Raw genomic sequence first — 25,861 nt, 5'->3', positions numbered from 1 at the left:
CTTTTTCAATGTTATATTATAACAATGCAATTTAGCCAATCGGAGATTGGATGAAAACCTTCGTACTGCTTCCGCTCCTGCTGATCCCCGTCGCGACGGTTCACGCCGCGATGCCGCGCAGTGAGCCTGCCCAATGCACGCGCAGCGCCAACCTGCTGGCCTGCCAAGATCGCGACGGCAATGTGTACAGCGTGCACAGCCAGGGCAACACCCAGTACGTGCGCGGCGTTGAGGTGCTGGGGCAGCGACGCTGGGTACAAACCAACAGCCTCTATGGGCCGCTGACCTTCTACACGGGCCTGGCCAGCGACGGCGAAGCCTGGGTCGGCTATAGCCGCCGGGTGGGTTGGACCACGCAGAACCGGGTGTCCAGCTCCAGCGGCCAACGCTTCAGCCTGCGTTGCAATCGCCTTGGAGGCTGCGAGTGAGGACTCGGAAAAAGCTATGATGAATGAATCGTTATAATGTAACGTATCGGTTTTTAATTCAGCGATGGTTTCAGCATGAACGCCCTGACCCTTCCCGATATCGCCGCTCAGGCCAGCCATCAATCCATGCCTCTGGAATGGGTTGGCATGTGCGGCATCGCACTGCCGATCACACTCGACGGCGTGCAGGTACGCGCCAGCGCCGATGCCGGCGTCAGCCTGGATGATGGAGCCTCGCGGGGGATTCACATGTCGCGCCTGTATCTCGCGTTGGAGGCATTCGAGCACGCGGCGTTTTCAGTAGGGTTGGTGCGCCAGGTCCTGGAACGGTTTATCGACAGCCATCAGGGCCTCTCTACCACCGCTTACCTGCGTCTGGGCTTTGAACTGTTGCTCAAGCGGCCTGCGCTGGTCAGCCCGCTGGCAGGCTGGAAGGCTTACCCGATGAGTGTGGACGCACGTTTGGAAAACGGAGTGTTCCACGTGGAACTAAACGCACAAGTCGAGTATTCCTCGACCTGCCCATGCTCCGCCGCGCTCGCCCGCCAATTGATTCAGCAGCAGTTCGTCGATGATTTCGCCAACCGCAGTAACCTCGATCATGCTGCCATCCTGCATTGGCTCGGCACCGCCCAAGGCATCGTGGCAACACCACACAGCCAACGCAGCACGGCCCATCTGCACCTGCGCCTGGCCCCAGGCGAGGAGCAAATGCCCTTTCGACAGCTGATCGACCTGGCCGAGGCAGCTCTCGGCACTGCTGTGCAGACAGCCGTGAAACGAGCCGACGAACAGGCGTTTGCGCTGGCCAACGGGCAGAACCTGATGTTCTGCGAAGACGCCGCGAGGCGCCTGCATCTGGCCCTGCAACCGCTGCCGTGGATCGACGGCTTCAAGCTGCGTGTGGAACATGCCGAAAGCCTGCATGCCCACGACGCTGTCGCGCAAAGCCAATGGCAGTGGCACCTGCGCTGATCAGGTGCGCGGCTTGACCGTGCCGCAATCGTTGCCCAGCCACACCGCACGGGTGTTCATGCTGCCCTTTTGCTCAACACCGGACGCATTGAACGTGCCGCTGACCTTGGTCAGAAATTCCCGATCGCTGAGAAACTGCGCTTCACCGTTGCCTTGAGCCTTGGGGCAACTGAAGGTGAACTTCCACACATTGCCGTTGCGCTCGGTGATCTTCTGCGTGCACCCCGACTGCGGGTCCTGCAGCGGAATGTCGTTGGTCTGAACCTGCTCCTGGGTCAGGCACGAACGCACCCCTTTGCCCCCGACGCTGATGCCTTGCTTGGCCAGGCCACCCTCGATCATCGCGCGCTGCTCGGGCGGCAGGTTCTTCAACTGGCCGAGCATGAATTCCATGTCGGGCAGTGGCTTGCCATCGACCTGCATGTTGCTGCTGGTCAACTCCCACAGGCCCGGTTGCAACATCTGCGCATGCACCAACGGGCTCGCCAGGCCCAGTACCAGTGCCAGCATCGGCAGACGACTTTTCATGTAGTGACTCCTTCAGAATCCGGCCCCAAGCCGGAACACAGCTTAGACGCGTTTTCGTGCTTTCAGTTGCAAGTGCAGGCGCGAACGTGCTCTGTTAGCGGGCAGTGCCCTCGGATAGCAGAATGTGTATGGATTACCACAGCCCTTACTTCTTCGGTTACCTCATCGGTGTGATTCACCTGCTGGGCGTGATTGCCGCCCTGCATGCCGTGTTCACCGTGCGCACCGCCCAAGGTGCAATTGCCTGGGCCATGTCGCTGCTGTTTATCCCCTACTTCACGCTGATTCCGTACCTGGTGTTCGGCAGTCGCACCTTCGACGCCTACATCCAGGCCCGCCGCCAGGCCAACCGCGAAATGCACGTGGCCATGGCCGACCTCAACTGGCGCCCCTGGGTGGAAGAGGCGCTGACCGCGCGCAACTCCGAATCCTATGCGGCGCTGCGGGCCATGCCCAAGCTTGGGCGCATGCCGTGCCTGGCCAACAACCAGGTCAGCCTGCTGATCGACGGGCAGGCCACCTTCGACGCGATCTTCAAGGCGATAGAAGCGGCCCACGACACGGTACTGATCCAGTTCTTCATCATCCACGACGACGGCATCGGCCGTGAGCTCAAGGCGCTGCTGCTGAGAAAGGCCGCTGAAGGGGTGAAGATCTACGTGCTGTTCGACAGCGTTGGCAGTCACGCCCTGCCCTCCGCCTATATACAGAGCTTGCGCGAAGGCGGCGTGAACATCCGCGCCTTCGCCACCCGCCGCGGTTGGTTCAACCGCTTCCAGGTCAACTTCCGCAACCATCGCAAGATCGTGGTGGTCGACGGCATGCTGGGGTTCATGGGGGGCCATAACGTGGGCGACGAATACCTGGGCGGCAACCCCAGGCTATCGCCCTGGCGCGACACCCATGTGCAGGTCAGCGGCCCGGTGCTGGCCTGCCTGCAGGAATCCTTTGCCGAAGACTGGTACTGGGCGGCGCGCCAGTTGCCGCCACTGATCCTGCCCGACACCTACCCCGACAACGGCGTACTTTGCCAGGTACTGGCCAGCGGGCCGGCCGATCCGCAGGAGACCTGTTCGCTGTTTTTTGTCGACGCCATCCACGCGGCGCGCGAGCGGCTCTGGATCACCAGCCCGTACTTCATTCCCGACGAGGCCGTGTCGGCCGCGCTGCGCCTGGCGGTGTTGCGGGGCGTCGACGTGCGTATCCTGATTCCCTCGCGCCCTGACCACCGTATCGTGTACGCCGCCTCCAGCCTGTTCGCCTTCGAGGCGGTGCAGGCCGGGGTGCGCATGTTCCGCTACGGGCCGGGGTTTCTGCACCAGAAGGTGGTGCTGGTCGACAACGAAGTCAGCGCCATCGGCAGTGCCAACCTGGACAACCGCTCGTTCCGCCTGAACTTCGAAATCATGCTGCTGACCGTAGACCTTGCCTTTGCCGCGCAGGTCGAAGCCATGCTCCAGCACGACTTCGACCAAGCGCGGGAAATCACCCCCGAGGACAGCCAGCAGACGCGCCGCCTGCAACAACTGGGGATGCGCATCGCCCGACTGATCTCGCCGATCCTCTGAGCGCGACTGTCAGCGGTACAGGTCCTCGCGGGTCAGCGGCAGGTCGTGGCCACCATCGGCGAACGGCTTGACTGCCAGAATCTGGTGCAGGTTGATCCAGCCCTTGGCAAAGGCATAGGAGCAACCGGCCAGGTACAGCCGCCAGATGCGCAGGGCCTTTTCCGGCACCAGGCTCGCGGCCTTGTCCAGCTGGCTTTCCAGGCGATCGCTCCACTGCGCCAACGTCCGTGCGTAATGCAGGCGCAGGCTCTCGACGTCGACCACTTCCAGCCCCGCTTCGCTGATACGCGCACTGATCATCGACAGGTGCGGCAGCTCGCCATGGGGGAATACATAGCGCTCGATGAAATTGCCCGCGCCGCGCCCCACCGGGCGCCCGTCCACATGCTTGGCGGTGATGCCGTGGTTCATCACCAGGCCGCCTTCGCGCACCGCGCCGAACAAGCGCTGGCAGTACAACGCCAGGTTGGCATGCCCCACGTGTTCGAACATGCCGACACTCACCACCTTGTCGAAGCGACCGTCCTGGGGCAGGTCGCGGTAGTCGAGAATCTGCAGTTCCACCTGATCTTCAAGCCCTTCTGCCTTGACCCGTTCACGCCCCAATTTGAGCTGCTCCTTGCTCAGGGTGATGCCGAACACCTTGGCGCCGAACTCGCGTGCGGCATAACGTGACAACCCGCCCCAGCCACAGCCCACGTCCAGCAGGTAGTCGCCCTGCTTGAGCCGCAGCTTGCGGCACAGGTGCTCGAACTTGTTCTGCTGGGCCTGCTCAAGGGTGTCGCCGGGGGTCTTGAAGTAGGCGCAGGAATACGCCATGTCGCGGTCCAGCCACAGCTGGTAGAAATCGTTGGACAGGTCGTAGTGGTAGGAAATGGCCGCCGCGTCGGTGGCCTTGTCATGCTCGCTGCGCACCGGCTGGTCTTCTTCCTCGTCCGTGAGCAACGCCTGACTGAGCTCGTCGCACACGCGGATGACTTCGCCGATGGTGCCCTCCAGTTCCAGCTTGCCCTCGACGAACGCCGCGCCCAGCTCATCCAGGCTGGGGTGGGTCAACTGGCCGATCAGCTGGGGATCCTTGACCACGATGGTGACCTGCGGCTGGGGGCCCAGATCGAATTCGTGACCATCCCAAAGCTTGAGTCGCAAGGGCAACCGCAGGCTTTGCAGAACAGGTGGAAGTTGCGCAAGCATGAAATGAGCCTCCCGTAATCTTCGGACGTCTGCACAAAAGGGTAGCCCATCCTCAAGAACAGGGAGGCATGCCGGACTATCGTCGTAGACCGGCCGATGCAAAAAGGTAGTGGCATAAATTGTATACAACCTCCAGATCGGCCCCTAACCTTGGCTGCATTGTCGATTCTTCATCCGGGAGTACAACAATGAAAACCTATGATGTCGTGATCATCGGCGGCGGCCCTGGCGGCTACAACGCTGCCATTCGCGCAGGCCAGCTGGGCCTGAGCGTGGCCTGTGTCGAAGGTCGCCCGACCCTCGGTGGCACCTGCCTGAACGTTGGCTGCATGCCGTCCAAGGCCCTGCTGCATGCCTCCGAACTCTACGAAGCGGCTGCCGGCAGCGAGTTCGCCAACCTCGGTATCGAGGTCAAGCCAAGCCTGAACCTGGCGCAGATGATGAAACAGAAGGACGAGAGCGTCGCGGGCCTGACCAAGGGCATCGAGTTTCTGTTTCGCAAGAACAAGGTCGACTGGATCAAGGGCTGGGGCCAGCTCGATGGCGTGGGCAAGGTCAAGGTCACCGATGACCAGGGCGCCGTGACCGAACTGCAGGCCAAGGACATCGTCATCGCCACCGGGTCCGAGCCGACTCCGCTGCCCGGCGTGACCATCGACAACCAGCGCATCATCGACTCCACCGGCGCCCTCGCCCTGCCCCAGGTGCCCAAACACCTGGTGGTGATCGGCGCGGGCGTGATCGGGCTGGAGCTGGGCTCGGTGTGGCGCCGCCTCGGTAGCCAGGTCACCGTGGTGGAATACCTCGACCGCATCTGCCCCGGCACCGACGAAGAAACCGCCAAGACCCTGCAGCGCGCATTGGCCAAGCAAGGCATGAGCTTCAAGCTGGGCAGCAAGGTGACCCAGGCCACGCCGTCGGCCGACGGTGTCAGCCTGACCCTCGAACCGGCCGCCGGCGGCACCGCCGAAACCCTGCAGGCCGACTACGTGCTGGTCGCCATCGGCCGTCGCCCCTACACCCAGGGCCTGGGCCTGGAAACGGTAGGCCTGCAGACCGACAAGCGCGGCATGCTCGAGAACCAGGGCCATCGCACCAGCGTGCCGGGCGTGTGGGTGATCGGCGACGTCACCAGCGGCCCGATGCTCGCCCACAAGGCCGAAGACGAAGCCATCGCCTGCATCGAGCGCATCCACGGCAAGGCCCACGAAGTGAACTACGGGCTGATCCCGGGGGTGATCTACACCCGCCCCGAACTGGCCAGCGTGGGCAAGACCGAAGAGCAGCTCAAGGCCGAAGGCCGCGCCTACAAGGTCGGCAAGTTCCCGTTCATGGCCAACAGCCGGGCCAAGATCAACCACGAGACCGAAGGCTTCGCCAAGGTGCTGGCCGATGCCGAAACCGACGAGGTACTCGGCGTGCACCTGGTTGGCCCGTGCGTCAGCGAGATGATCGGTGAGTACTGCGTGGCCATGGAGTTCTCGGCCTCGGCCGAAGACATCGCCCTCACCTGCCACCCGCACCCGACTCGCTCCGAGGTCTTGCGCCAGGCGGCGATGAACGTCGAAGGCATGGCCATGCAGATCTGACCCCGGTCAGCCTGCACGCTTGATCCGTGCGCCTGAACCGACGGCGACCATCACCGCAGGTTCAGGCACGCACCGGGTCAGGCCTGGGCGGCTTTGGGCTGAGTACCGAAGCGGTCCGCGAGGAACGGCGTCAGGTCCAGCGGCAGTGCCTCCTCATGCAGCACCTTGTCGATCAGCACGCCAGTGATCGCCGAGGTCAGGATGCCGGTACGAAAGTGCCCACAGGCATTGAGGTAGCCACTCACGCTCTGCACCGGGCCGAGAATCGGCAGCTCGTCCGGGGAACCGGGACGCAGTCCTGCCCAGCTGCGCTTGAGGTTGATCTGCGCCAGCTCCGGAATGCAGCGCACCGCGCCCTGTACCAGACCATTGATTTCCGGATAGGTGGTGGTGACGTCGAAGCCCTTGTCTTCGGTGGTGCTGCCGATCAGGATCTCGCCGTTGTCCTTCTGCGCCATGTAGCAATCGGCGGTGGTCAGGCAGCCCTGCAGCAGCTTGGGCATGCGCTCGGTGAGCAGGATCTGGCCCTTGACCGGCTTGACCGGAATGCTCAGGCCGGTGGCCATCTCGCTCAGTTCTGCCGCCCAGGCGCCGCCGGCGTTGATCAGGGTCTGGCAGTGAAACTCGCCTTCCACGTCGGTCTTGACCCCCACCACCCGGTCGCCCTGGTGCAGCACGCCGGTGACGTTGGTGTTGAGGAACAGGTCGACGCCGTTCTGCCGCGCACCTTCGGTGTAGGCATCGGCCAGACGGAACGGGCTGACCTGGTGATCGCACAGGAACTCCAGCGCGCCGTGGGCATGGTGGCTGACGGCTGGCTCGGCCTTGCGCAGGGCATCGCGGTCGAGCCAGCGAACCTCGTGGGCCAGGTGCGGGATCTGCGCGACGATATGCTCGGCGTACAGGCGGTCCTCGTCGTCGTAGATCACGTACTTGAGGCCGGTGCGCTCGAACTTGAAGTCCATGCCGTGGCGCTCCATCAGTTCCTGGTGCAGGCCTGGGTACAAGGCATTGGATTGCAGCGCGAAGTCGAAGAACGACTGCGGCAGGATGTGCGGGGTGCTGGAATCGACCGCCACGGCGGCGCCGTTGGCTTCGCGCTTGTGCTTTTGCGACATCATGCGAAAGAAGATCACCCCGCAGCCCAGGCCGACCGATTCGCCGATCGCCCACAACCCGCCCGCCGAGGCGCGGGTAGCGTTGCCGGGGCGCTTGGCGTCGATCAGCGCGATCCTGAGGTTGCCACGCTTGGACAACTGGTAGGCGCAGGAAGCGCCGATCACACCGCCGCCGGCGATGACCACATCATAGGTTCTGTTCATGCTTCAGCTTCCGTGCCGAGGTTCTTGAATGCGGAGAAAGGGATCGGGTCGATGGGGAACCGCGGGCGCAGCCAGCCCACATCGGCACGCCCGGTGGCCTGGCGCAGGCGATCGTTGCAGTAGCCCACGCACATGCGGCCCTGGCAATCGCCCATGCTCACGCGGGTGCGCATCTTCAGCCCGGCCATGTCCTGTACACCCTGCTCCAGGGCGCGGTCGATGTCGCTGCGGGTGACGTGCTCGCAGCGGCAGATGACGGTGTCGGGTGCGGGCAGCGTGATCTGCTCAGTGCCGCGCAGTGTGTAGCGGTCTACCCCGGCACGAAAGCGCTTGATCGCGGCCAGCTTGCCCAGGTAGCGCTCGCGCAGGTCCAGCGCCTGTTCGGGGGTGATGACCTGAGCCTGGTGCAGGATCGACACGGCGGCGATGCGCCCGGTGAGCATCGCGGCTTCGCCACCGCGAATCCCGCCCATGTCACCGGCCAGGTGAATGTGCGGCTCGCTGCTCTGTTGCCACACGTTGCTTTCGGCGCGCAGGTAGCCGTCTTCGTTGAAGCCGTGGGCCAGGCCCATCTGCTGACTGAGCTGGGTGCGCGGAATGAAGCCGTAGCCCACGGCCAGGGTCTGCGCCGAGACGCGCTGCACACGGCTGATGTCCGGCTGCCAGTTGTCACTGTAGGGGGCCAGGCGCACTTCGGTGAGTTCGCCCTCGCCGTTGGCACCTACCACGCCCCAGCCGTAGTTCATGGGGATACCGTTGAGCTTCAGATAACCGAGCATGCTCAGGCCGTCGAGAAACAGCTGCGGCTTGTTCAGCAGCGCCAGGCTTTCCTTGGCGATCTTGCCGAAGGCACATGCCTCGTACACCCCTTCCACCTTGACCCCGGCCGCGTGCAGTTGGCATGCCACCAGGGGCAGCAGCGGGCCGGTGCCGGCGATGACGGTGGTGCCCAGCGGCTTGACCACGCCGCTCTTGATCTGCAACTGCAGACCGCCCAGCAGCATCACGCCGGGCAGGGTCCAGCCGGGGAACGGCACGTTGCGCTCGTGGCAGCCGGCGGACAGTACCAGGTGGCTGTATTCCACTTCGTGCAGCTGCTCGTCGCTGTCCAGCACCATCAGGCGGTTGCCGCCTTCGCCCCCGACCACACGGGTTTCCAGGCGCACGTCGATGCGCTCGGCACAATCGGCGAACTCTTCGTGCAGGGTGTTCAGCGCGCTGGCATAACGCTTGCCCAGGTAGCCCAGGTCGACGCCGCTGCGCAAAGGGCCGCGATAGACCACCCCGCCCAGACGCGAAGCTTCGTCGAACAGCACGCTGGAGACGCCATGCCGGGCCAGTTCGATGGCAGCCGCCATGCCTGCCGAACCGCCGCCGACTATTACCGGACGCAGGCTCATTCGACACCCTCCACGTCGAAGCGGTTGACCCCGGTTTCGACCTGCATGCCCGGCTTGACGATGGTCTGGCAGGCGCGGCGCTTGGGGCGACCGTTGATCGACACCAGGCAGCAGTGGCACACGCCCATGCCGCAGAAGGCACCCGTGACCTGGCCATGGTCGTTGCGCGCCACCTGGCGCAGGCCCACCGCGTGCAGCACGTTGAGCACGCTTTCGCCTGCCGCGGCCGGTACAGGCCGACCGTTGAGCTCGATGGTCATGTCTGCCCGCGACAGGGGCTGAATATCATGATTGCGGTCCATTGACTGCATTGCGTTTCATCCTTGAAAAGAGTGGCAGGAACCCACCACGGTAAGCCATGAAGGCGCATTCGACATTGATCCAGGCCAGAAAACTGGGTTTCGACTTGTTGCCGGAATGCTGTGGAGATGTACTGCACTTGGTACCATCACCACATTTACATGACGACATGATGACGAACGCCCCCGTGAAACGTATCTATCGCTGGTTGCAGCACCCTCGCGCTTCGCTCGCCGCCCTGTTCGGGCTGCTGGTGGTGGTTCCTGTATGCCTGCGCGTGGCGAACGGCTGGGCTGATCCGCTGGGGTACCTGTCCGACGTGGGCCTCGGTGGAGCACTGGTCGTTCTGCTGTACCGTCGTCCGGTATGGCTGGCAGTGCCCGTGGTGCTGGCGTGGGGAGTGCTGAGCCTGGCCAGTGCCGAGCTGGTGGCCGCAGTAGGCCGATTGCCGACCCCGGCCGACCTGCACTACCTCACCGATGTTCAGTTCATGGAAAACTCCGCCGGTGGCAGCCTGGCCAACCCTGGCTTCGCCATTGCCCTGGGGCTTGGCCTGCTGTTGTGGCTTGCGACCCGCTGGGCGGCCCGGGCCAGACCCGTCGCGCCATTGCCGCGGCACCTGTGGGCGGTGCCCGTGACCTGCCTGCTGGTGCATGCCGGTACCCAGGCCTGGGAACCTGCCGAAGCGGACGAGTGGCAGGTGTTCAACCTGCCACATCAATTGCTGGCGGTAGGCGTGGGTGAAAGCCAGGCGCGTATCGAAGACTGGCTGGAGGCCGATGTGGTCGACCCACCCGTGGCCATGGCCGGCCTGACCCGCCTGGACCTGAGCGGCAAGCCGCTGCTCGACGCGCCCGGCAGCGCGCGCAACGTGCTGGTGGTCGCGCTGGAAGGCATCCCGGGGGCTTACCTGGACATCAACCGACGCACCCTCAACCCCGCCTACCAGGAACACCTGATGCCCAAGCTGAGCGCCTGGGCCGAACGCGGCATGAACACCCCCGACTACGTGCTGCATACCCACCAGACCATCCGTGGCCTCTACGCCATGCTGTGTGGCGACTACGACAAGCTCGACAACGGTACCCCCAAGGGGGTCGAGTTGCTGACGCAGAACCAGCGCAACCAGGAATGCCTGCCGGCGCAATTGCGCGAACATGGCTTCAGCACGCACTACCTGCAGGGTGCCGGGCTGCGCTTCATGGCCAAGGACAAGATCATGCCGCACATCGGCTTCGATACCACCCTGGGCCTGGACTGGTTCAAGAACCCCAACTACCTGGACTTCCCGTGGGGCAAGGACGACAAGGCGTTTTTCGAAGGCGCGCTGGACTATGTCGGCCAACTGCAGAAGCAGCCTGAACCCTGGATGCTCACCCTGCTGACCGTGGGCACCCACCAGCCCTATTCCGCGCCGGCGGAGTACCTCGAAGGCTACGCCACGCCCAAGCAGGCGGCAGTGGCCTACCTCGACGACGCTGTGGATAACTTTCTTGCCGGGCTGGAACGTCAGGGGGTACTCAAGGACACCCTGGTGGTGATCACCTCGGACGAATCCCATGGCATCGACGGTGTACGCCTGGCGTCTTCGTGGGGCTTCAACCTGATGCTGGCGCCCGAGCAGGCACAACTGCCACAGGTGAAATCCGGCGTGTACGGTCACGTCGACCTGACCGCATCGGTGCTCGACTACTTCGGCTTCCCGGTGCCCAACGCCCTCAGTGGGCGTTCGCTGCTGCGCGACTATGACAACGGGCGTGAAATCATGTCGTTCACCAACGGCAAGCTGCGCTATCACGATGGCAATGCCACCTTCACCGAATGCGATTTCCAGCAGCGCTGCCGGTCGTATGCCAGTACCGGCTTCATTGCCGAACGCGCCAACCTGACAGATCGCTTCCGTGGCCAGCGGGCACGCCAGGTGCAGGCGCGCGCCAGCACACTGGATCAGTCAGTGATGGGCTCAGCGCTGAACCAGCACTACCAGTTCGGCAGTGCGACGGTGATCCCGCTGCAGCCGCAGATCAAGGATGACTGGGCCGACAACCTGATCGGCGCGCAGTACCTGGAGATGCCCAAGGGCTCGCACACCCGGGTGCGCCTGACGGTACGCTCGGCCGACCCGCAGCAGAACGCCTATATCGTGCTCAAGACCAAGGAGTTCGAGCAGGAGGTGCTGGTGGGGCTACCTACCGAGGAGATGCTGGTCACGCCGGATCAGCCCCTGGAAATGGAGTTCACGTTCGACAACAACGAGTCGCGCAAGGCGTTCTCGTTCCACCTGCTGGGGCATGGGTTGGGGGCGGTCGAAGTGAGCGACTTCAGTGTGGTGACCGAAGCGCCGGGGCAGATTGATGAGCTGGATGAAACGCTGGCGCGGTTGAACGGCAAACCCAGTTGATTCCCTGATTGTCGGTGGACGGTTCACCGGCCTTCAGCGCACAACGCGGCTGTTCAACCAGCAGAAGCGGCTGCCCGCTTTTTCCGGTGGAAGCGTGGCGCTGGCCGACGCTGTGATGGCCTGAGAGCGGCCGCACGGGTGTGCGGGGCAAGCAGGATCCGGGAAGGCGAACCTTGCCGGATCCTTTGGCGGTGTGGAGTTGATCTTAAACAATTAAGTCAGTCTCGTCGGCTAGCGTAGCTTGGCGTCTGTAGGTTGCCACTTTGAGTTTTAAAGTCAGTCTCGCGACGCCACCAACGTGGGTTTGCGCCTCGCAAAAATAATTAAGTCAGTCTCGCTTGAAGAAAAGGCGTCCGTGGGACCAGAGGCTGAACAGACACTTCAAAATCAGCAATAATCGCCTACCGCTACCAAGGAATGCGTAGACCATGGCACGAAAAACCACCTCTGTTACACCTCCGCAGCCGAAGCTGAGACTGACATCTCAAGAGATCGATCGTGGCCTTGCTCGGCTATCTGAACGAATTGCAGAGCTTCGCGCTTTTGACCTCAATACTGTCCGGGCTGGTAATACGCCCGAGCTGAAGGCTTTGGAAGTTGCCATAAAGGATAGTCTGGCCAGATGCTTCGGGGAGGACACCAGCGCCTATCGCACCTACACTGCCGCCACTGACCTCACGTATTATCCGATGATGATCACTAGCGGACAGCGGATCGATTACCACTCGCCAATCCAACGACGGGTGTTGAACTCTATTGCTTTGCTTGAGCAAGCACAGAAAAGCTTGAAGGAGGACTTGGCAGATCTCCCAGCATCGGAATATGTCGAGACCGTCTCGGCCCCTGAAAATAAAACTGTCCATTCAGATCGAGTATTTGTGGTTCACGGCCATGACGAGGGAGCTAGAGAGTCGGTGGCTCGATTTCTTGAGAAACTTGGTCTTGAGCCAGTCATTCTCCATGAACAGGCAAATCGTGGTCGCACCGTAATCGAGAAGATTGAAGGACACCGAGACGTAGGATTTGCAGTGGTGCTGCTCACGCCTGACGACGAAGGCTGCGTAAAGGGCGGACAATTGGAGCCACGTGAATCGCCCCTGGTTTCCTAGACACTCTCCAAGCTCAGGAAATAGCGTTTCTCATACTCTACTGGAGACAGCTGCATAGCACTGCTGTGTCGGCGTTTAGGGTTATAGAACATCTCGATGTAATCGAAAATATCACTTCGGGCTTCTTCACGGGTTGTGTAGATCTTTCGTCGGACTCGCTCCCGCTTCAAAAGCTGGAAAAAGCTCTCGGCTACGGCATTGTCGTGGCAGTTTCCCCGCCGGCTCATGCTGCTGATTACATTGTTGGCCTTCAAGAAACTTTGCCAATCCGAGCTACTGAACTGACTGCCTTGATCTGAGTGAATCATCACTTGCTGCTGAGGCTTGCGTCGCCAAACAGCCATCAACATCGCGTCGATAGCTAGGTCGCTGCTCATCCTTGGCTTCATTGACCAACCAATTACTTGGCGTGAGAACAGATCCAGCACTACCGCGAGGTAGAGCCACCCTTCATAGGTGCGGATGTAAGTGATATCTGTCACCCAGACCTTGTTCGGCTCACTGACCTTGAACTGCCGCGCGAGGTGGTTGGGCGAGGCCACTGTTGGTTTTCCACCATAGAACCCTGGACGCCGCCGATAGCCCGTTTGAGAACGCAGCCCCTCCGCCTGCATCAAGCGCCCGACTCGATTTCGACCGCATTCCTCTCCCAGCTCACGCAGGTCATCGTGAATTTTGCGGTAGCCGTATACACCTCCGCTTTCCAGCCAAGCGTGTTTGATCAAGCCAAGCAGACGTTGATCTTCTTTTGCTCGGGAAGATTGAGGCTCGGCCAGCCAGGCGTAATAACCGCTGGGGTGCACCTTGAGGGTATGGCAAAGGCGCCGCACCGGGTAATCAGTCGAGTGCTTCTTGATGAAGGCGTACTTCAGCCGCACTCCTTGGCAAAGTACGCGGCGGCCTTTTTTAAGATGTCTCGCTCTTCCGTCACGCGCTTGAGTTCAGCGCGTAGCTTGCGCAGTTCGGCCTGCTGATCGTCGTCTTGCTGACGCTGCTCTTGGGGCTTGCTGTAGACCTTGATCCAGGCGTAAAGGCTGTGCACGGACATACCCAGGCGCTGGGCGACATCGGCGACAGGTTTGCCTTTCTCGGTCACTTGCTTGACCGCTTCGATCTTGAATTCTTCGGGGTAACGCTGACGACTCATGGCTCCTCCTATTTGGGCCTCATTATGAGGCTTGGAGGTGTCTACGAAACTAGGGGCGATTCAAACAGCCCGAGATTCTTAATCAGATTAGGTGTGAACAACTCCTCGGTGACAATGCTCCAGTCCACGTCCTGGCTCATCCAGAATCGTCTCTCAATCTCCAATTTCTCCAATGTCCGGACAGAGTCCTCCCCGACGAGATCTTGCTGATACTTGATTGTCCTTGCGACGGACCTGAAATCCCCATTCGGCTGCTTCACGGTCAAAAGGAAGTCTGTCGTCATGACTAGCGGGAGGGTGGTTCCTTTGTATCTCGGATATCGGACACCAATTGCCCGGGCAATTGCTTGGGTGCTTTCCACCTGGAGCAGCGGATACTGCTCACGGATGTCCACGACGTCTTCAGAGAATTCGCAAACCAGGAAAAAGGCGCGTTCGAGATCGGACAAAAAGTGATGTATACGATCGATTTTCACGCCTTGGATTTTGTGAGACCGCCCCCGCGACGGGACGTCCTGTACACGCAACCAGGGCACGTAACTGGCTCCGGCTCCGGCACCAAATCCGTTGGCAATGTGCCGTTCAATATCCTGCTTCGAAGCAAACCTACGACCGCGCAACACTGCCTCCTCAGACCAAACGAAGCGCTGTACCTCACATTCAAAAAAATAGTTCTAGGAAAACACCGCCCACGAGGAGCTGCTCAGAGGGTCGTACCTAGACTACTCCGGCTGAAAAGCGAAGCAGCTAATCCGGACCAATGGCGTGGTCCAGAAACGGGAAACCCCCGTAAATACGGGGGTTTGCGCGTTGTGTCAAACTTTAATAGCTTGTGTCAAACTTTATTATTTTGTGTCAATCTTTATTATTCAAAGCCAAGAGTGCCTGGGCCTGACCGGCCCCTTACTCCACCGTCACCGACTTGGCCAGGTTGCGGGGCTGGTCGACGTCGGTGCCCTTGAGCACGGCCACGTAGTACGACAGCAATTGCAGCGGGATGGTGTACAGGATCGGTGCCAGCGCATCGATGATGTGCGGCATGGCAATCACATGGGTGCCCTCGCCATTGCTCATGCCTGCCTTCTCGTCGGCGAACACGATCAGCTCGCCGCCACGGGCGCGCACTTCCTGCAGGTTGGACTTGAGCTTCTCCAGCAGCTCGTTGTTCGGTGCCACGGTAACGACCGGCATGTCGGCATCCACCAGCGCCAGCGGGCCGTGCTTGAGCTCGCCAGCCGGGTAGGCTTCGGCGTGGATGTAGGAGATTTCCTTGAGCTTGAGCGCCCCTTCCATCGCCACCGGGAACTGCGCGCCACGGCCCAGGAACAGGGTGTGATGCTTGTCGGCGAACAGCTCGGACGTCTTCTCGATGGTGGCGTCCATCGCCAGCGCTTCGCCCAGGCGTACCGGCAGACGACGCAGTTGTTCGACCAGTTCGGCTTCGACGCCAGCCGGCAAGGTGCCACGCACGCGCCCCAGCGACAGGGTCAGCAACATCAGCGACACCAGCTGGGTGGTGAACGCCTTGGTCGAGGCCACGCCGATTTCAGGGCCGGCACGGGTCAGCAGGGTCAGGTCCGATTCACGCACCAGCGAGCTGATGCCGACGTTGCAGATGGCCAGGCTGGCAAGGAAGCCCAGCTCCTTGGCATTGCGCAGCGCCGCCAGGGTGTCTGCAGTTTCGCCCGACTGGGAAATCGACACGAACAGGGTGTCGGGCTGCACCACCACCTTGCGGTAGCGGAATTCACTGGCCACTTCGACCTGGCACGGAATACCGGCCAGCTCTTCGAGCCAGTAACGCGCAACCATGCCCGCATGGTAGCTGGTGCCGCAGGCCACGATCTGTACATTGCGCACCTTGGGGAACAGCTCGGCCGCCTTGGGGCCGAAAGCCTGCACCAACACGTGATCCGAACCCAGGCGGTCTTCCAGGGTGCGCTGCACCACGGTGGGCTGCTCGTGGATTTCCTTGAGCATGAAGTGGCGGTAATGGCCCTTGTCGGCCGCCTCCGCACCTTCGTGGTACTGCACCGCCTCGCGCTGCACCGGCTGGCCATCGACGGCCCAGATGGTGATCTGGTCGCGGCGAATCTCGGCGATGTCGCCCTCCTCCAGGTACATGAAGCGGTCGGTGACCTGGCGCAGGGCCAACTGGTCGGAGGCCAGGAAGTTCTCGCCGTGGCCCAGGCCGATCACCAGCGGGCTGCCGCTGCGGGCGGCCAGCAGGCGGTCTGGCTGGCTGGCGCTGATCACCGCCAGGCCATAGGCGCCATGCAGTTGCTTGACGGTCGCCTTGAGGGCGTCGGCCAGGTCCGGCAGGCTTTTGAGGGTGTGGTGCAGCAGGTGCACGATCACTTCGGTGTCGGTCTGCGAGGTGAATACGTAGCCCAGGCCCTTGAGCTGTTCACGCAGCACATCGTGGTTCTCGATGATGCCGTTGTGCACCACCGCCAGGTCGTGGCCGGAGAAATGCGGGTGTGCATTGCCTTCGGTTGGCGCGCCATGGGTCGCCCAGCGGGTGTGGGCGATACCCAGGTTGCCGACCAGCGGCTCGCCGGCAACGGCCGCTTCCAGCTCGCTGACCTTGCCGATGCGACGACGGCGTTCAAGGTGGCCCTGCTGGGTGAAGACAGCCAGGCCGGCACTGTCATAGCCGCGGTATTCCAGGCGCTTGAGGCCTTCGATCAGGATGGTGGTGATGTTGCGTTCGGCGACGGCGCCCACGATTCCACACATAGATGTTGCTCCTAGCTGATAGCGGCACAGATGAGGTTGATGCCGCGGGCTTGAATTTGATCGCGTGCCTCCTGGGGCAGGCGTTCGTCGGTAATCAGGGTATTCACGCTGGCCCAGGGCAGCTCCAGGTTGGGAATCTTGCGCCCGACCTTGTCCGACTCGACCATCACGATCACTTCGCGGGCCACCTCGGCCATCACCCGGCTCAAGCCAAGCAATTCGTTGAAGGTGGTGGTGCCGCGCACCAGGTCGATGCCATCGGCACCAATGAACAGCTGGTCGAAATCGTAGGAGCGTAGTACCTGCTCGGCAACCTGGCCCTGGAACGATTCGGAATGCGGGTCCCAGGTGCCGCCGGTCATCAGCAGTACCGGTTCGTGTTCCAGTTCGCTCAGGGCACGGGCCACGTTCAGCGAGTTGGTCATCACCACCAGCCCCGGTTGCTGACCCAGTTCGGGGATCATCGAAGCCGTGGTGCTGCCGCTGTCGATGATGATGCGCGCATGCTCGCGAATCCGCGCCACGGCGGCACGGGCGATGGCCTGTTTGTAGAGAGAGACGCGCTGGCCCTGGTCGGCGAACAGTTCCTGAGGCAGGGTCACCGCGCCACCGTAGCGGCGCAGCAGCAAGCCGTTGGCCTCCAACGCGGCGAGGTCCTTGCGAATGGTGACTTCGGAGGTTTCGAAACGCTTGGCCAGTGCATCCACACTCACCTCGCCCTGCTCATGCAGCAAGGCCAGGATGTTGTGGCGGCGTTGAGGTGTGTTTCGTTTCGACATGGGAAGTTAAGTTTCGATTCGAAAGATAATGACGCCAATCAAAACCTAAAGCTTTCATTTGGTCAAGCAGGCAATGAAATTATTTTTGTGGATAAGGCGTTGCTGGGGTCAGGTTATCCACACTCGAATGCCAGGCAAAAAAAAAGCCGACTTATGCACAATGCGGTCGGCTTTCTCAGAGCTGTGGACAACTCAGCTCTTCTTGATCTTCTCTGGCCGTTTCCAGCCATCGATATTGCGCTGACGACCGCGGGCCACGCCCAACTGGCCAGCCTCGACCGTCTGGGTGATGGTGGACCCTGCAGCGGTGGTGGCCCCATCAAGGATATCCACAGGCGCCACCAGCGAGTTGTTGGAACCGATGAAGACATCCTCGCCCAGTACGGTACGGAATTTGTTGGCACCGTCGTAGTTGCAGGTGATGGTGCCGGCGCCGATATTGGTGCGCGCCCCCACCTCGGCATCACCCAGGTAGGTCAGGTGGCCTGCTTTGGCACCTTCACCCAGGTGGGCATTCTTCAGTTCGACAAAGTTACCCACATGCGCTCGGGCATCCAGCACGCTGCCCGGGCGCAGCCGCGCGAACGGACCGGCATCGCTGCCCTCGCCCAGCACGGCACCTTCGAGGTGGCTGTTGGCCTTGACCACCGCACCCTTGCGCAGGGTGCTGTTCTTGATCACGCAGTTCGGGCCGATGACCACGTCATCCTCGATCACCACGCGGCCTTCGAGGATAACGTTGACGTCGATGAGCACGTCACGCCCCACGATGACTTCGCCGCGTACGTCGAAACGCGCCGGGTCACGCAGGGTCACGCCCTGGGCCATCAGGCGACGACCTTCGCGCAATTGATAATGACGCTCCAGTTCGGCCAACTGACGACGGTCGTTGGCGCCCTGCACTTCCATCGGGTCCAGCGGCTGCTCGGTGGCCACCACCAGGCCGTCGGCCACTGCCATGGCGATCACGTCGGTCAGGTAGTACTCACCCTGTGCGTTGTGGTTCGACAGGCGGCCCAGCCACTCGGCCAACCGAGCCCCCGGTACGGCAAGGATGCCGGTGTTGCCTTCATTGATCGCCTTCTGTGCGTCGCTGGCATCCTTGTGCTCGACAATGGCAGCCACCTGGCCCTGGTCGTCGCGCACGATACGGCCGTAGCCGGTCGGGTCGGCCAGGGTCACAGTGAGCAGGCCCAGTTGCTGCGGGTTTACCCTGGCCAGCAAACGCTGCAGGGTGTCCACCTCGATCAGCGGTACATCGCCGTAGAGGATCAGCACGGTGTCGGCACTGAGCGCCGGCAAGGCCTGGGCCACGGCGTGGCCTGTGCCCAGCTGTTTGTCCTGCAACACGAAATTCAGGTCATCGGCAGCCAGTCGCTCGCGAACCAGCTCGGCACCATGTCCGATCACCACGTGAATACCCTGGGGCTCGAGCTGGCGGGCGCTGTGGATAACATGGCCAAGCATCGAGTTGCCGGCGACCGGGTGCAGTACCTTGGGCACGGCCGAGCGCATGCGTGTGCCCTGGCCTGCCGCGAGAATAACGATATCGAGAGACATTGACTGGCTACCAAATCCGGGGAGAGGTCGATGAATGACCGAAATGAGATATGCAGAAAAAGAAAAAGGGTAGCCGAGGCTACCCTTTAACTCAATCGCGGCGAAAGCAATCGGCCTGTAGGCCGAATTACCTTCCCTTGCGCAACTGCTGGACGGTGCGCAGCTGAGCTGCGGCTTCGGCCAGACGTGCGGCAGCGGCGCCGTAGTCGAACTCCGCGCCTTTGGCGTTCAGGGCGTTCTCGGCAGCCTTGAGGGCTTCCTGGGCCTGAGCTTCGTCCAGGTCGGCAGCACGTTGCACGGTATCGGCAAGCACCTTGACCATGTTCGGCTGGACCTCGAGGAAACCACCAGAGATGTAGAACACCTCTTGGGCGCCACCCTGCTTGGTCAGCGTGATCGGACCAGGCTTCAGATTAGTGATCAGCGGGGCGTGGCCTGGAGCGATACCAAGATCACCCAGGTTGCCGTGCGCAATCACCATCTCGACCAGGCCGGAGAAGATCTCTCCTTCCGCGCTGACGATATCGCAATGGACTGTCATAGCCATCTGCTTGCCTCAACCTGATTAGCGCCCCTCGCGGGGCGCCGGGATTACAGTTTCTTGGCTTTCTCGACTGCTTCTTCGATGCCGCCGACCATGTAGAACGCTTGTTCTGGCAGGTGGTCGTAGTCACCGTTGAGGATGCCTTTGAAGCCAGCAATGGTGTCTTTCAGGGAAACGTATTTGCCTGGAGAACCGGTGAAGACTTCAGCCACGAAGAACGGCTGGGACAGGAAGCGCTGGATCTTACGAGCACGGGAAACCAGTTGCTTGTCGGTCTCGGACAGTTCGTCCATGCCCAGGATAGCAATGATGTCCTTCAGCTCTTTGTAGCGCTGCAGCACGTACTGAACGCCGCGAGCGGTTTCGTAGTGCTCGTTGCCGATCACGTTCGGGTCCAGCTGGCGCGAAGTCGAGTCCAGTGGATCGACCGCTGGGTAGATACCCAGGGAGGCGATGTCACGGGACAGTACGACGGTGGCGTCCAAGTGGGCGAAGGTGGTGGCTGGCGACGGGTCGGTCAGGTCGTCCGCAGGTACGTATACGGCCTGGATCGAGGTGATCGAACCTTCCTTGGTCGAAGTGATACGTTCTTGCAGAACGCCCATCTCTTCAGCCAGGGTCGGCTGGTAACCTACCGCCGAAGGCATACGGCCCAGCAGTGCGGATACTTCGGTACCGGCCAGGGTGTAACGATAGATGTTGTCGACGAACAGCAGAACGTCGTTACCTTCGTCACGGAACTTCTCGGCCATGGTCAGGCCGGTCAGCGCTACGCGCAGACGGTTTCCTGGTGGCTCGTTCATCTGACCGTAGACCAGCGCTACCTTGTCGAGAACGTTGGAGTCCTTCATCTCGTGGTAGAAGTCGTTACCCTCACGAGTACGCTCACCCACACCGGCGAACACGGAATAACCGCTGTGCTCGATGGCGATGTTACGGATCAGCTCCATCATGTTTACGGTCTTGCCTACACCGGCACCACCGAACAGACCAACTTTACCGCCTTTGGCAAACGGGCAGACCAGGTCGATAACCTTGATGCCGGTTTCCAGCAGGTCGTTGCCGCCTGCCTGGTCAGCGAACGAAGGCGCTTCGCGGTGAATGCCCCAGCGCTCTTCTTCACCGATCGGACCAGCTTCGTCGATCGGGTTGCCCAGCACGTCCATGATCCGGCCCAGGGTCGCTTTACCGACCGGTACGGAGATGGCTGCGCCGCTGTCGACGACGTCCAGACCGCGCTTCAAGCCTTCGGTCGAGCCCATCGCAATGGTACGGACCACGCCGTCGCCCAGCTGCTGCTGAACTTCCAGGGTGGTTTCCGCGCCTTGTACTTTCAGTGCGTTGTACACGCTCGGCACGCTGTCACGTGGGAATTCCACGTCGATGACGGCGCCGATGATTTGAACGATACGTCCGCTACTCATAGCTGGATCCTCTGAATATTTGAACCGTTAAACCGCGGCAGCGCCGCCGACGATTTCCGAGATCTCTTGGGTGATCGCAGCCTGACGCGCCTTGTTGTAGATCAGCTGCAATTCGCTGATCAGGTCGCCGGCGTTGTCGGTGGCGTTCTTCATTGCGATCATCCGCGCAGCTTGTTCGGCCGCGTTGTTCTCGACCACCGCCTGGTAGACCTGCGACTCCACGTAACGCACCATCAGGCCGTCCAGCAGCTCCTTGGCGTCAGGTTCGTAGAGGTAGTCCCAGTGGTGCTTGAGTTCTTGATCCGGGGTTGCAACCAACGGAATCAACTGCTCGACCGTTGGGGCTTGCGTCATGGTATTGATGAACTTGTTCGATACCACGGACAGACGATCGATACGACCATCCAGGTAAGCGTCCAGCATGACCTTGACGCTGCCGATCAGATCATTGATCGACGGCTCTTCGCCCAGGTGGCTGATCGCTGCAACGACGTTACCGCCGTAGCTGCGGAAAAACGCCGCACCTTTGCTGCCCACCACGCACAGGTCGATTTCGACCCCTTGCTCGCGGTTGGCTGCCATGTCCTTGACCAGGGCCTTGAACAGGTTGGTGTTCAAGCCACCGCACAGACCACGGTCACTGCTCACAACCACATAACCGGCGCGCTTGACAGGGCGTTCGATCATGAAGGGGTGGCGGTATTCCGGGTTGGCGTTGGCCAGATGACCAATCACCTGGCGGATACGCTCCGCATAGGGACGGCTAGCAGCCATGCGCATTTGAGCCTTGCGCATCTTGCTGACCGCCACTTTTTCCATGGCGCTGGTAATTTTTTGCGTGCTTTTGATGCTCGCAATCTTACTGCGAATCTCTTTTGCGCCTGCCATGTAACACCTATCAGGTTAGCAAGCGGGGGCTGCAAAGCCCCCGCTGCGGCTTACCAGGTTTGGGTGGCCTTGAACTTCTCGATACCGGCTTTGATGCCAGCGTCGATTTCGTCGTTGAAGTCACCCTTCACGTTGATCTTCGCCATCAGTTCGGCGTGATCACGGTTGAAGAAAGCGATCAGCGCTTGTTCGAAGCTGCCGATCTTGGTGATTTCGACGTCGGTCAGGAACCCACGCTCAGCGGCATACAGCGACAGCGCCATGTCCGCGATGGACATTGGAGCGTATTGCTTCTGCTTCATCAGCTCGGTAACACGTTGACCGTGCTCGAGTTGCTTGCGGGTGGCTTCGTCCAGGTCAGAAGCGAACTGGGCGAATGCCGCCAGTTCACGGTACTGAGCCAGAGCGGTACGGATACCACCGGAGAGCTTCTTGATGATCTTGGTCTGAGCGGCACCACCTACACGGGATACCGAAACACCGGCGTTCACTGCAGGGCGGATGCCCGAGTTGAACATGGCCGATTCCAGGAAGATCTGACCGTCGGTGATCGAGATCACGTTGGTCGGAACGAACGCGGAAACGTCGCCAGCCTGGGTTTCGATGATCGGCAGTGCGGTCAGCGAGCCGGTCTTGCCAGTTACGGCACCGTTGGTGAACTTCTCTACGTACTCTTCGGAAACGCGCGATGCACGCTCCAGCAGACGGGAGTGGAGATAGAACACGTCACCTGGGTATGCTTCGCGTCCTGGTGGACGGCGCAGCAGCAGGGAGATCTGACGGTAGGCAACAGCCTGCTTGGACAGGTCATCGTAGACGATCAGTGCGTCTTCGCCCCGGTCACGGAAGAACTCGCCCATGGTGCAACCGGCGTATGGCGCCAGGAATTGCAGTGCGGCGGATTCCGAAGCACTGGCAACCACCACGATGGTGTTGGCCAGGGCGCCGTTTTCTTCCAGCTTGCGAACGATGTTGGCAACGGTCGAACGCTTCTGGCCGACAGCAACATACACACAGAAAATACCGGAGTCTTTCTGGTTGATGATGGCGTCGATGGCCATGGCGGTCTTGCCGATCTGACGGTCACCGATGATCAGCTCACGCTGGCCACGGCCGACAGGGATCATGGCGTCAACCGATTTGTAGCCAGTCTGTACAGGCTGGTCTACCGATTTACGCCAGATAACGCCCGGTGCAACCTTTTCAACAGCGTCGGTCTCGGTGTTGTTCAGCGGACCTTTGCCATCGATTGGGTTACCCAGTGCGTCGACGACGCGACCCAGCAGTTCCTTACCAACCGGAACTTCGAGGATGCGGCCGGTGCACTTGGCGCTCATGCCTTCAGCGAGGGTGTCGTACGCGCCCAGTACTACCGCACCAACGGAGTCTTGCTCCAGGTTGAGGGCCATACCGAACACGCCGCCCGGAAACTCGATCATTTCGCCGTACATAGCGTCGGCCAGACCGTGAATCCGCACGATACCGTCAGAAACGCTGACGACAGTACCTTCGTTGCGGGCTTGGGAGGCTACATCGAGTTTCTCGATGCGGCCCTTGATGATTTCACTAATTTCGGAAGGATTGAGTTGCTGCATTGCTCTGCTGCCCCTTCAAACTCAAGATTTCAATGCTTCGGCCAGTTTCGCGATTTTGCCGCGTACTGAGCCATCGATAACCAGGTCGCCGGCGCGGATTACGACACCACCGATCAGGCTGGCATCCTCCGTCGCGTGCAGGCGCACTTCCCGGCTGAGTCGTGCACTGAGAACCTTGGCGAGTTTGTCTTGCTGTTCTTGGTTCAACGCAAAAGCACTGGTGACTTCCACGTCCACGGATTTCTCTTGTTCGGCCTTGTACAGATCGAACAGAGCCGAAATCTCCGGCAACAGCAGGAGACGTTCGTTTTCCGCGGCAACATGAATGAAATTCTGTGCCTGTGCATCGAACTTGTCACCGCACACGTCAATAAACGCGGCGGCCTTTTCTGCGCTCGTCAGTCGCGGGGCCTTGAGCAGGCGCTGCATTGTGCCGTCTTGAGACACTGCAGCAGCCAGGCCGAGCATGGCTGACCAATTGGCCAGTTGCTGATGGGCCTGGGCGTGCTCAAAGGCCGCCTTAGCGTAAGGTCGGGCCAACGTGGTCAGTTCTGCCATGATCGCCCTCGCTTAAATTTCAGCGGCCAGTTTATTAACCAGCTCCGCATGCGCGTTTTGATCGATTGTGGCGCCAAGGATCTTTTCAGCACCGTTGACGGCCAGGCTACCCACTTGGGCGCGCAGCGCGTCTTTGACACCGTTCAGTTCCTGTTCGATCTCGGCTTGAGCCTGGGCCTTCACACGGTCAGCTTCGACGCGAGCCTGGTCACGGGCTTCCTCGACGATCTGGTTACCGCGTTTCTTGGCTTGCTCAATGATTTCGGCTGCCTGAGCTTTAGCTTCGCGCAGTTGCTGACCCGCTTTATCTTGGGCCAGCTCCAGGTCGCGAGCTGCTCGGTTGGCAGCGTCCAGTCCTTCCGCGATCTTCTTCTGACGTTCTTGCAAAGCCGCGATGACCGGAGGCCACACGAACTTCATGCAAAACAGTACAAAAATGAAGAACGCAACGGACTGGCCAATCAGGGTTGCATTAATGTTCACGCCAACACCTCGCTCGTTCTAAGTCCATCACACCAATCCACTCGAAAATTCGAGTGATTAGCCAGCGATTTGACCAACGAAGGGATTAGCGAAGGTGAAGAACAGAGCGATACCAACACCGATCATGGTCACGGCGTCGAGCAGACCGGCGACGATGAACATTTTGACTTGCAGCATCGGAACCATTTCTGGCTGGCGAGCAGCGCCTTCCAGGAACTTGCCGCCCAGCAGGCCGAAACCAATGGCGGTACCCAGGGCACCCAGGCCGATCAGCAGAGCAACAGCGATAGCGGTAAGACCAACTACAGTTTCCATCTTTCCTCCCGACTTTTACGTCGTATTGGTTAGGTTTTTTAGTTTGAAGCGGTAAAACAAAATCGTTTGGTACAGCTGCCCTTGCGGACTTTTTCGGCCTCCCCCCACCCCGGCGGAGAGGCCTCAGACACGCCAGGCGGTCTTAATGGTTATCTTCGTGAGCCATCGACAGGTAGACGATGGTAAGCATCATGAAGATGAACGCTTGCAGGGTGATGATCAGGATGTGGAACACAGCCCACGCCCATTGCAGCACCACGCCCAGGCCGCTCAGCCACAGCAGACCGGCACCGAACATCACGGCGATCAGGATGAACACCAGCTCGCCGGCATACATGTTGCCGAACAGACGCAGGGCCAGCGAGATCGGCTTGGCGATCAGGGTCACGAATTCCAGCAGGAAGTTGACCGGGATCAGCAGGATCTGGACGAAGATGTTCTTGCTGCCGAACGGGTGCAGGGTCAGCTCGCCGATGAAGCCGCCGATGCCCTTGACCTTGATGCTGTAGAAGATGATCAGCGCGAACACGCAGAAGGCCATCGCGATGGTGGCGTTCGGGTCGGTGGTGGATACGGCACGGAACGGGATGTGCGGATCACCGGAGATCAGCATCGCCAGTTGCGGGATCCAGTCGACCGGGATCAGGTCGACGGCGTTCATCAGGAACACCCACACGAAGATGGTCAGGGCCAGCGGTGCGATGACCGGGCTGCGGCCGTGGAACGAATCCTTGACGCTGCCGTTGACGAATTCGACCATCACCTCGACGAAGTTCTGCAGGCCGCCGGGTTGACCGGAAGTCGCTTTTTTCGCCGCCATGCGGAACAGGAGGATGAAGATCAGACCCAGCGCAACGGACCAACCCAGGGTGTCCACGTGGAACGCCCAGAAGCCCATTGCCTTGGCTTCTGCTGCGGAATGGGCAAAGCCCCAACCGCCGTCTGGTAATTGCCCGAAGGTCAAGTTCTGCAAGTGGTGCTGGATATAGCCCGAAGCGGTTTCTGCTGCCATGTT

Annotated in this window: 23 protein-coding genes and 1 pseudogene; 6 read left to right on the top strand and 18 right to left on the bottom strand. The window is 60.9% G+C overall.

All coding sequences use genetic code 11. From position 1 onward, the window contains the following. The first annotated feature begins 50 nt into the window (after positions 1–50). Positions 51–428, top strand: coding sequence for a glutamine synthetase (locus V9K84_RS22030; protein ID WP_088513959.1), 378 nt, complete (start codon positions 51–53; stop codon positions 426–428). 75 nt (positions 429–503) lie between these two features. Beyond that, positions 504–1,403 carry a GTP cyclohydrolase FolE2 gene (gene folE2, locus V9K84_RS22025; protein WP_088513958.1) on the top strand — a complete coding sequence of 300 codons (900 nt, stop codon included), beginning with the start codon at positions 504–506 and terminating at the stop codon, positions 1,401–1,403. Here folE2 and V9K84_RS22020 read toward each other — a convergent pair whose 3' ends face one another. Then, a complete protein-coding gene (locus V9K84_RS22020) occupies positions 1,404–1,931 on the bottom strand; it encodes a DUF3617 domain-containing protein (protein ID WP_043861510.1) in 528 nt (175 codons plus the stop codon). Between the two features lie 128 nt (positions 1,932–2,059). Between V9K84_RS22020 and cls the strand changes: the two genes are divergently transcribed. Beyond that, positions 2,060–3,499: a cardiolipin synthase gene (cls, locus tag V9K84_RS22015; RefSeq protein WP_043861509.1), complete on the top strand. Its 1,440-nt coding sequence runs from the start codon at positions 2,060–2,062 to the stop codon at positions 3,497–3,499. Positions 3,500–3,508: 9 nt separating this feature from the next. Here cls and cfaB read toward each other — a convergent pair whose 3' ends face one another. Beyond that, positions 3,509–4,693 carry a C17 cyclopropane fatty acid synthase CfaB gene (cfaB, locus tag V9K84_RS22010; protein ID WP_054916443.1) on the bottom strand — a complete coding sequence of 395 codons (1,185 nt, stop codon included), beginning with the start codon at positions 4,691–4,693 and terminating at the stop codon, positions 3,509–3,511. Between the two features lie 188 nt (positions 4,694–4,881). Between cfaB and lpdA the strand changes: the two genes are divergently transcribed. Further along, positions 4,882–6,282: a dihydrolipoyl dehydrogenase gene (gene lpdA, locus V9K84_RS22005; RefSeq protein WP_088513957.1), complete on the top strand. Its 1,401-nt coding sequence runs from the start codon at positions 4,882–4,884 to the stop codon at positions 6,280–6,282. A gap of 77 nt (positions 6,283–6,359) precedes the next feature. Here the strand turns inward: lpdA and hcnC are convergent, their stop codons facing one another. Genes hcnC through hcnA form a run of 3 tightly spaced genes read right to left on the bottom strand, consistent with a single transcriptional unit; the run spans position 6,360 to position 9,315 of the window. Further along, complete coding sequence (gene hcnC / locus V9K84_RS22000) at positions 6,360–7,604, bottom strand: cyanide-forming glycine dehydrogenase subunit HcnC (protein WP_043861506.1); 1,245 nt, start codon at positions 7,602–7,604, stop codon at positions 6,360–6,362. Then, positions 7,601–9,004, bottom strand: a complete 1,404-nt coding sequence (gene hcnB / locus V9K84_RS21995; protein WP_043861505.1) for a cyanide-forming glycine dehydrogenase subunit HcnB — start codon at positions 9,002–9,004, stop codon at positions 7,601–7,603. The genes hcnC and hcnB overlap by 4 nt, the downstream gene beginning before the upstream one ends. Beyond that, positions 9,001–9,315, bottom strand: coding sequence for a cyanide-forming glycine dehydrogenase subunit HcnA (hcnA, locus tag V9K84_RS21990; protein WP_043861504.1), 315 nt, complete (start codon positions 9,313–9,315; stop codon positions 9,001–9,003). Before hcnA ends, hcnB begins: the two co-directional genes overlap by 4 nt. Positions 9,316–9,491: 176 nt before the next feature. On the opposite strand from hcnA, the gene V9K84_RS21985 reads away from it, so the two are divergent. Together V9K84_RS21985 and V9K84_RS21980 are read left to right on the top strand one after the other, a co-directional pair. Beyond that, positions 9,492–11,705: an LTA synthase family protein gene (locus V9K84_RS21985; RefSeq protein WP_256582761.1), complete on the top strand. Its 2,214-nt coding sequence runs from the start codon at positions 9,492–9,494 to the stop codon at positions 11,703–11,705. A gap of 428 nt (positions 11,706–12,133) precedes the next feature. Continuing rightward, positions 12,134–12,814: a nucleotide-binding protein gene (locus V9K84_RS21980; protein ID WP_338792529.1), complete on the top strand. Its 681-nt coding sequence runs from the start codon at positions 12,134–12,136 to the stop codon at positions 12,812–12,814. Here V9K84_RS21980 and V9K84_RS21975 read toward each other — a convergent pair. From V9K84_RS21975 to atpB, 13 genes and pseudogenes are all read right to left on the bottom strand, one after another. Then, a protein-coding gene (locus tag V9K84_RS21975; RefSeq protein ID WP_095160079.1) for an IS3 family transposase occupies positions 12,811–13,961 on the bottom strand; the annotation gives its coding sequence in 2 pieces (ribosomal slippage) (positions 12,811–13,718 and positions 13,718–13,961; 1,152 coding nt in all). The genes V9K84_RS21980 and V9K84_RS21975 overlap by 4 nt on opposite strands. Positions 13,962–14,026: 65 nt before the next feature. Then, positions 14,027–14,581, bottom strand: a pseudogene (locus V9K84_RS21970) (TnsA endonuclease N-terminal domain-containing protein); the annotation flags it as partial. A 283-nt stretch (positions 14,582–14,864) separates the two neighbouring features. Beyond that, entirely contained in the window at positions 14,865–16,700 is a 1,836-nt protein-coding gene (gene glmS / locus V9K84_RS21965; RefSeq protein ID WP_088514193.1) for a glutamine--fructose-6-phosphate transaminase (isomerizing), read from the bottom strand. Between the two features lie 11 nt (positions 16,701–16,711). Continuing rightward, a complete protein-coding gene (locus V9K84_RS21960; RefSeq protein ID WP_043860660.1) occupies positions 16,712–17,479 on the bottom strand; it encodes a DeoR family transcriptional regulator in 768 nt (255 codons plus the stop codon). Between the two features lie 192 nt (positions 17,480–17,671). Further along, positions 17,672–19,039 (bottom strand): bifunctional UDP-N-acetylglucosamine diphosphorylase/glucosamine-1-phosphate N-acetyltransferase GlmU, encoded by a 1,368-nt coding sequence (gene glmU / locus V9K84_RS21955; protein WP_054916062.1) that lies wholly within the window; start codon positions 19,037–19,039, stop codon positions 17,672–17,674. A 127-nt stretch (positions 19,040–19,166) separates the two neighbouring features. Further along, a complete protein-coding gene (locus V9K84_RS21950) occupies positions 19,167–19,586 on the bottom strand; it encodes a F0F1 ATP synthase subunit epsilon (protein ID WP_043860662.1) in 420 nt (139 codons plus the stop codon). A gap of 44 nt (positions 19,587–19,630) precedes the next feature. Then, positions 19,631–21,007: a F0F1 ATP synthase subunit beta gene (atpD, locus tag V9K84_RS21945; RefSeq protein ID WP_043860663.1), complete on the bottom strand. Its 1,377-nt coding sequence runs from the start codon at positions 21,005–21,007 to the stop codon at positions 19,631–19,633. A gap of 27 nt (positions 21,008–21,034) precedes the next feature. Beyond that, a complete protein-coding gene (gene atpG, locus V9K84_RS21940) occupies positions 21,035–21,895 on the bottom strand; it encodes a F0F1 ATP synthase subunit gamma (RefSeq protein ID WP_054916061.1) in 861 nt (286 codons plus the stop codon). 50 nt (positions 21,896–21,945) lie between these two features. Next, a complete protein-coding gene (gene atpA, locus V9K84_RS21935; RefSeq protein WP_043860665.1) occupies positions 21,946–23,490 on the bottom strand; it encodes a F0F1 ATP synthase subunit alpha in 1,545 nt (514 codons plus the stop codon). A 21-nt stretch (positions 23,491–23,511) separates the two neighbouring features. After that, positions 23,512–24,048, bottom strand: a complete 537-nt coding sequence (locus V9K84_RS21930; protein ID WP_088514194.1) for a F0F1 ATP synthase subunit delta — start codon at positions 24,046–24,048, stop codon at positions 23,512–23,514. Positions 24,049–24,060: 12 nt separating this feature from the next. Continuing rightward, positions 24,061–24,531 (bottom strand): F0F1 ATP synthase subunit B, encoded by a 471-nt coding sequence (locus tag V9K84_RS21925; RefSeq protein WP_043860667.1) that lies wholly within the window; start codon positions 24,529–24,531, stop codon positions 24,061–24,063. A 57-nt stretch (positions 24,532–24,588) separates the two neighbouring features. Then, a complete protein-coding gene (atpE, locus tag V9K84_RS21920; RefSeq protein ID WP_003097235.1) occupies positions 24,589–24,846 on the bottom strand; it encodes a F0F1 ATP synthase subunit C in 258 nt (85 codons plus the stop codon). Between the two features lie 142 nt (positions 24,847–24,988). Continuing rightward, complete coding sequence (gene atpB / locus V9K84_RS21915) at positions 24,989–25,858, bottom strand: F0F1 ATP synthase subunit A (protein ID WP_043860668.1); 870 nt, start codon at positions 25,856–25,858, stop codon at positions 24,989–24,991. Positions 25,859–25,861: the final 3 nt, after the last annotated feature.

Origin of the sequence: Pseudomonas sp. AE27 (assembly GCF_037113495.1) — a bacterium.
Classification (GTDB): Bacteria; Pseudomonadota; Gammaproteobacteria; order Pseudomonadales; family Pseudomonadaceae; genus Aquipseudomonas; species Aquipseudomonas palmensis.
The sequence above is the reverse complement of the archived record's forward strand: the minus strand, read 5'-3'. Positions and strand labels throughout refer to the sequence as shown.

Bases quoted from the DNA above. Each gene is read 5' to 3' on its own strand.
- V9K84_RS21930 (WP_088514194.1), bottom strand. From the start codon at position 24,048: ATGGCAGAACTGACCACGTTGGCCCGACCTTACGCTAAGGCGGCCTTT.
- hcnB (WP_043861505.1), bottom strand. From the start codon at position 9,004: ATGAGCCTGCGTCCGGTAATAGTCGGCGGCGGTTCGGCAGGCATGGCG.
- atpA (WP_043860665.1), bottom strand. From the start codon at position 23,490: ATGCAGCAACTCAATCCTTCCGAAATTAGTGAAATCATCAAGGGCCGC.
- V9K84_RS21950 (WP_043860662.1), bottom strand. From the start codon at position 19,586: ATGGCTATGACAGTCCATTGCGATATCGTCAGCGCGGAAGGAGAGATC.
- lpdA (WP_088513957.1), top strand. From the start codon at position 4,882: ATGAAAACCTATGATGTCGTGATCATCGGCGGCGGCCCTGGCGGCTAC.
- glmS (WP_088514193.1), bottom strand. From the start codon at position 16,700: ATGTGTGGAATCGTGGGCGCCGTCGCCGAACGCAACATCACCACCATC.
- hcnC (WP_043861506.1), bottom strand. From the start codon at position 7,604: ATGAACAGAACCTATGATGTGGTCATCGCCGGCGGCGGTGTGATCGGC.
- V9K84_RS21960 (WP_043860660.1), bottom strand. From the start codon at position 17,479: ATGTCGAAACGAAACACACCTCAACGCCGCCACAACATCCTGGCCTTG.
- cfaB (WP_054916443.1), bottom strand. From the start codon at position 4,693: ATGCTTGCGCAACTTCCACCTGTTCTGCAAAGCCTGCGGTTGCCCTTG.
- V9K84_RS22030 (WP_088513959.1), top strand. From the start codon at position 51: ATGAAAACCTTCGTACTGCTTCCGCTCCTGCTGATCCCCGTCGCGACG.
- V9K84_RS22020 (WP_043861510.1), bottom strand. From the start codon at position 1,931: ATGAAAAGTCGTCTGCCGATGCTGGCACTGGTACTGGGCCTGGCGAGC.
- atpB (WP_043860668.1), bottom strand. From the start codon at position 25,858: ATGGCAGCAGAAACCGCTTCGGGCTATATCCAGCACCACTTGCAGAAC.
- hcnA (WP_043861504.1), bottom strand. From the start codon at position 9,315: ATGCAGTCAATGGACCGCAATCATGATATTCAGCCCCTGTCGCGGGCA.
- glmU (WP_054916062.1), bottom strand. From the start codon at position 19,039: ATGTCTCTCGATATCGTTATTCTCGCGGCAGGCCAGGGCACACGCATG.
- folE2 (WP_088513958.1), top strand. From the start codon at position 504: ATGAACGCCCTGACCCTTCCCGATATCGCCGCTCAGGCCAGCCATCAA.
- atpG (WP_054916061.1), bottom strand. From the start codon at position 21,895: ATGGCAGGCGCAAAAGAGATTCGCAGTAAGATTGCGAGCATCAAAAGC.
- atpD (WP_043860663.1), bottom strand. From the start codon at position 21,007: ATGAGTAGCGGACGTATCGTTCAAATCATCGGCGCCGTCATCGACGTG.
- cls (WP_043861509.1), top strand. From the start codon at position 2,060: ATGGATTACCACAGCCCTTACTTCTTCGGTTACCTCATCGGTGTGATT.
- V9K84_RS21980 (WP_338792529.1), top strand. From the start codon at position 12,134: ATGGCACGAAAAACCACCTCTGTTACACCTCCGCAGCCGAAGCTGAGA.
- atpE (WP_003097235.1), bottom strand. From the start codon at position 24,846: ATGGAAACTGTAGTTGGTCTTACCGCTATCGCTGTTGCTCTGCTGATC.